The 3,300-nt window shown below is 64.1% G+C and carries 3 protein-coding genes; 1 reads left to right on the top strand and 2 read right to left on the bottom strand.

Annotated features, from left to right (window positions below):
* Nucleotides 1-35 precede the first annotated feature (35 nt).
* Nucleotides 36-1,991 carry a neutral/alkaline ceramidase gene (locus tag KAZ48_11495; protein ID MBP7973414.1) on the bottom strand — a complete coding sequence of 652 codons (1,956 nt, stop codon included), beginning with the start codon at nt 1,989-1,991 and terminating at the stop codon, nt 36-38.
* A gap of 89 nt (nt 1,992-2,080) precedes the next feature.
* Between KAZ48_11495 and KAZ48_11490 the strand changes: the two genes are divergently transcribed.
* Entirely contained in the window at nt 2,081-2,359 is a 279-nt protein-coding gene (locus tag KAZ48_11490) for a hypothetical protein (protein MBP7973413.1), read from the top strand.
* A 104-nt stretch (nt 2,360-2,463) separates the two neighbouring features.
* Here KAZ48_11490 and KAZ48_11485 read toward each other — a convergent pair.
* Nucleotides 2,464-3,300 (bottom strand): L,D-transpeptidase (locus tag KAZ48_11485; GenBank protein MBP7973412.1); only part of this gene is annotated, 837 nt, incomplete at its 5' end.

The raw sequence follows: 3,300 nt of genomic DNA, 5'->3' as shown, positions 1-3,300 counted from the left end.
GCACTGCGTCGCGCATGCGCACTGTCCGGTTGTCGTTATTCGAGGGTGAACGTTCTGGTCACCGCGCTGAACGGATGGAGAACGCCGGCAGCGTCCCTGCGCTGCCCGTGGTGGACGATTCGGTAGGCGCCCACCCGCGCATCGGGTGGCACCTGCCACCAGACGTTCGCTCGTGAGACTCCCGCCACCGCGCGACGCCACCGGAAGACCGTCTCCCAGTCGTCGTCGCTGGCCACCGTCGTCCAGTCCTGCTCGGTGGCACGTTGGACTTCCAGAAACGTGCCGCCGCTGCGAGGATCGTTGCTGGGATTCGCGCTAACGAACGTCGCCTCAACGATGGCGTTGCTCGCCAGCGAGTAGCGGGTTGCTGGCTCTTGGGTGACCTCACCGAATCGGCGACCCGGACCGGCCGCGTCGGGGATCCGTGCCGCGGGGTCGAAGACCCGCACCGAGTTGGACAGATCGGGTCGGTCTACCTCACTGGGGGTGGGTTCCCCGGTGACCAATGCCTTGGCGAGGGACGCGAACTCCTGCTGGTAGGCGGGTGAGGTGGCCGGGCCGAAGTGAGTGGATCCGCCCTCGTACAGTTGCGCGCTGTATTCCTCGGGGGTGGTGATGTAGCCGGAGTACCCGTTCGCGTAGCCAGCGAAGACGACGTGCGAGTCGGCCATCCCCAGACCGTTTGCCACGGCCTCCCGGATGCGCTTGCCGGAGGTGATCGTGAACTCGCCCGGGCCACCGACGATCACCAGCTGTCCGATGCGCAGCAGTTGAAGCGGCAGGATCTGCGGAGTCCAGGGCAGCGGGACGCACATCCCGGTTGCCAGGCCGACGGGCTTGGGGTGGTGGCCAGCAATCACCTCTGGCGGCGCCTGCACGATTGCGTGATCAAGCACCTTGAACATCGGATGCCGTTTCAGGTCGCCTTGGTGGATGAACGGCAGGCCACGTCCATCGAAGCACCCACTGCTGAAGGCTTGGCCGATGATCGCTGGCCAGGTACGGGTGGCCGCGCCCACCCGGAACTCCTCGGAGACCTCGATCTGCGAAAAGTCGAGATCGCGTTGCCGCGAGTCGATGGGGCCGTCCAAGAGCGTTTGCGCAGAGTCGAAGATCTCACGGGCACGAATGGCCTGGCGGCTACCGATGATTCTGGTGTTGGCGAACTCGTTGTTCGCCGGGCCGTACCCGTCCCCGGCGCCCACATTCGGCGACATATCCCCGGCGTTGCCCTGGGCAAATCCGGCGACGAAGCCGGGCTCTCCGCTGGCTTTCGCCAGCGACGAGCGTCCCGCCCAGTCGTGTTCCCAGAGGTAGGCGGCGTAGCCCTTGTTGTCCGGGCTGATGAGCCGATTCGTATTGGTCATCGATGTGCCATGGGTGGCGAACCAGCTGAGCACGCCGATCGGGGTGCCGTTGCGCTCGAAGCGCAGCACCGTCATCGATGAGTCCACGCCACCGGGGAACTGCTGCTTGTCAGCGATCGGATTGCGCTCGAAGGCCATGAGCGCACGGTTGACGTTCGCGCCGTGCACGCGCCCAGTGTCCAGGCGAATATCACCAGGACCAAGGTCAGAGTCGGCTCGTTCGATCGCGGTAACGATGCCATCGATGATGGCCTCGAAGGTGCGGGGACGGAAGCCACCGGTCGTGATGTTGTAGAGACGGTAGTGCGAGTACCCGCCTGGACCGCCGTGGGTGTGCGTTGCGCTGAGCATGACATTCGCGCTGGTGTAGCGGTCGCCAAAGCGTTGGGCCAACCGCCGCATGACTTCCTGGTGGACGCTGGTGAACACCATCCCGAGGTCGAGGTTGACAAACACGACCCGCCGCCCGTCGGGCGAGGGCTCAGCTATCACAAAAGCCCGCGCCCATTGGCGCATGTGGATGCCACCGGTGCGCTGCTGGATCAGTGCGTAACCCATCATTCCGACGTTGCCAGCTTCGCCAGTCACGTCGGCCATGCCCGTGCCGACTAGGTAGTTGTTCACCGTGGCGACTCTATGGTCTGGCTCGCCTGGCGGAGTCAGAAGGGCGCATCGATTGCGTGGCGCACGCGCGGGGGCCTACCGTGGCCACCATGGCAAACACAGATGACGCAGGAGCAAAACTCCAAGCAGCACTTGAGGCAGCCCAGGCCGCCGCGAAGAACCTTGCTGATGTAGTTGGTGAGGTCCCCAGCAGGGTTTCCGCCGCTGCTTCTGAACAGTTCGGAGACAAGACGGCCGTAGCCTCCGAACAGGCGAGCGCCGCGATCGCCGCAGCTACCGAGCAAGTCAACAAAGGTGCGGCAGCGCTGACGGAAGCTGCCAAGAACGCTGCAGCAAAAGCACAGGACGCTCTGCCCAAGTCCGAGTAAGTTTCCACTACGCGTGGGTCACTGACTTCGCGCAGATCACTGACGTAGAACGGCCCGCCAATCGATGGTTGGCGGGCCGTTCTACGTCAGTGCGGGGTCGAGGATCAGGCGGACGTTCCGTCGGTGCCCGAACCACTGGCCCACTTGCTGTAGGGGATGTTCCAGAGCGCGCCGGGACCGTTCGAGTCTTCCATTGGCCGACCGGTACCGCGAGTGATGACTGGGTCGCCCCATTTCATCCGGTTGAAGACCCACACCGCATCGCTGTAGTTGAGGTTCGTACACCCGTGCGAGGTGTTGGCGTAGCCGATGTTGCCGTTCCAAGGTGCGGCGTGCAGGAACTCGCCGGTCGAGGTTAGGCGCATGGCGTACGGAACCTGCAGGTCGTAGACCGAATCGGTGGTGACGCCAACGTTGGTCATCCGCTGAACGACGTGCTTGTCGGTCAGCGTCTTGATCCCCGAGCGGGTCGTGTAGCCGGGCTTGCCCATGCTCACGCCCATGGTGTGCTTGACCTTGCCGTCGATGTAGACCTTGGCTTGATGCTTCCCGGAGCTGATCTTGATGACCATCTCGCGACCGGTCTTGAACTGGGCTTTCTTGTTCTTGTCGCCCCAGGACATCGGCTGGCTCTTGGTCTTGCTGATCCGAGCGCCTTCAAGGTCGGCCTTGACGGTGACGTTGGTCCGTCCTGGCCAGAACTTGGCGGGCCGGAACGCTGCGGTGGTGCTGTCGGTCCAGCGCCAGGAGCCGGCGACCTCAGTGGGAGATGTGGTGACGGTCATGCGCTTCTCCATCTCGGCGCGGTCCTTAGCCGGAACCGACTTGGAGAAAGTGACCTCGGGAATGATGCCAACCCCGTACGTACCGCCGCGCGGGGTCAGCGCGGCCGAGAAGGTGTCGGTTGCCGGACCTGCGAGGACATTGCGAGTCACGTTTGT

It is taken from the genome of Candidatus Nanopelagicales bacterium, from assembly GCA_018003655.1.
In the GTDB taxonomy this organism is placed as follows: Bacteria; Actinomycetota; Actinomycetes; order S36-B12; family UBA10799; genus JAGNDY01.
Note: the sequence above shows the minus strand (reverse complement) of the source record. Positions and strands in the feature narration are given on the sequence as shown.